We start from the raw sequence: 1,768 nt of genomic DNA on the forward strand, positions 1-1,768 counted from the left end.
TGTCGGCGGCTGCCACGATCCGCGTGATTCCGGCGGTCAGCTTGGCGGTCGAGTTGCGCGGCGCGTAGCCGACCGCCGGCTGCCGATTGCCGATCAGCGCGGCTCGAAGCCGAGGCTCCTGAGCACCTCGGCGGCCGACAGTTCGCGAAGCGCTCGGTGCGGTGCTTGCCGCAAGGGAAGTGGCAGCAGCTGCCATACCCCGTCGCGGGCTCCTGTTCGCCACGGGCGGTGATCGACGAGGCCGCAGTCGAGAAGCCGCTGCAGTGCGGCGTCGACCTCGTGCCGGCTGATGCCGACCGCCACGGCCATGCGATCGCGGCTGAAGAACGAGGCGCCGCGGCGGTCGGCGGCGAGCGCGAGCAGGACCATCGTCGCCACCGCGTGCGGACCCAACTCGGCGAGCCAGCCGCCGTGCAGCAGTTCGGCGTCGAGCCACCCAAAGGCCTCGCGTGGCCGTCGCTCCAAGCCCGGCCGCGGCGGTACGGGCACCGGTCGCCGGTTCATGCTCCCCTCCGCGGCTTCTTGCGCTGCGTGCGTTCCTTCGCCTTCTGCTCGGCGCGTTCCATCGCCTCCTTCTGCCGGTAGGACTCGCCGTCGATCTTGACGATCTCGACCTTGTGCACGACGCGATCGACGATCGCGCTGACACACCCGGCACCGCCGAAGACCGCAGGCCACTCGGAGAAGGGCTTGTTCGACGTCATCACCGTCGACTTCACGCCGTAGCGCTGGCTGATCACCTCGAAGAACAGGTCGGCGGCGCGGCCACCGTGCACGAAGTAGCCGATCTCGTCGAGGATCAACACGCGCGGCCGGCAGTAGCGACGCAGACGCCGCGCCAGCGTCGCCGGCGAATCCTGCGCCGCGAGGTCGTTCAGCATGGCACTCGCGCTCGTCAGCAGCGCGGTATGGCCGTGCTGCAGCGCCTGGTGCCCGAGGTTCTGGGCAATCATCGTCTTGCCGATCCCGGTCGGACCGAACAGCACTACGTTGGCGTGCTCGTCGAGGAAGGCGAGTTGCAGGAGATCCTCGATCTGGTCGCGGTCGATCACCTTCGGCCACTGCCAGTCGAAGTCCGCGATCGACTTGAAGGCGCCGAGCCGCGCCGCGCGGATGCGCCGTTCCAGGCTGCGCCGCGCCCGTTCCTCTTCCTCGACGCCGAGGTAGTCCTGCACCCAGGACTCCTTGCTCATCTGTTCCCAGTTCGCCAACAGGCCCCACAGCCCAAGCCGCTGCGCCCGCTCCCGCATCTCCGCTTCAGCTCGCGGCGTCATCCGTGACCTCCTTCCCGGCATCGAGCAGGGCGTCGTAGCCACGCAGGTCGCGCGGCGGGATCGCGAGGTCCCGGACCCGCGCGTCGTCCGGCAGGTCCACCGGCGTCGAGGGCCGCAGGCCCGCAGCCTGCCGCGCCCGCTCGAGGTTGCACCGCACCGCGTTGTAGTTCGCCGTGCCGCTGGCCAACGCCTCGCGCATCGCCTGTTCGAGCGCCATCGCCCCGTACTGCTGCAGCAAGCCGAGGAAGTACTGCGTCGCACGGCCGAGGTTCTCGCCCTGTTCGGCAAGCTGGACGAACACCTGCTGGCTGCTCGGAGCCGCCTGCGCCAGGCGATCCAGCGCGCGGTGCTTGCGCGCCTCGCCCTTGCTCTTCTTCAGCGCCTCGACGTGCGATGGAGCCTCGACGACGAGACCTCGATCGAAGCTGCGCGCATGGTCGGCGACGACGGCGCCGTCGACCAGCACACGCACCCGCTCGAGCGTCGCCCGGACC

2 protein-coding genes and 1 pseudogene are annotated in these 1,768 nt (G+C 70.0%); all 3 read right to left on the bottom strand.

Annotated features, from left to right (window positions below; genetic code table 11):
- Positions 1-93: 93 nt before the first annotated feature.
- Positions 94-504 (bottom strand): hypothetical protein, encoded by a 411-nt coding sequence (locus PKE44_RS19035; RefSeq protein WP_324554371.1) that lies wholly within the window; start codon positions 502-504, stop codon positions 94-96.
- Entirely contained in the window at positions 501-1,274 is a 774-nt protein-coding gene (gene istB / locus PKE44_RS19040) for an IS21-like element helper ATPase IstB (protein WP_324554373.1), read from the bottom strand. The genes PKE44_RS19035 and istB overlap by 4 nt, the downstream gene beginning before the upstream one ends.
- A pseudogene (locus PKE44_RS19045) lies at positions 1,258-1,768 on the bottom strand (IS21 family transposase); the annotation flags it as partial. The gene istB and the pseudogene PKE44_RS19045, both read right to left, overlap by 17 nt.

This window comes from Plasticicumulans sp. (assembly GCF_035331805.1).
Classification (GTDB): domain Bacteria; phylum Pseudomonadota; class Gammaproteobacteria; order Competibacterales; family Competibacteraceae; genus Plasticicumulans.

Bases quoted from the DNA above. Each gene is read 5' to 3' on its own strand.
- PKE44_RS19035 (WP_324554371.1), bottom strand. From the start codon at position 504: ATGAACCGGCGACCGGTGCCCGTACCGCCGCGGCCGGGCTTGGAGCGA.
- istB (WP_324554373.1), bottom strand. From the start codon at position 1,274: ATGACGCCGCGAGCTGAAGCGGAGATGCGGGAGCGGGCGCAGCGGCTT.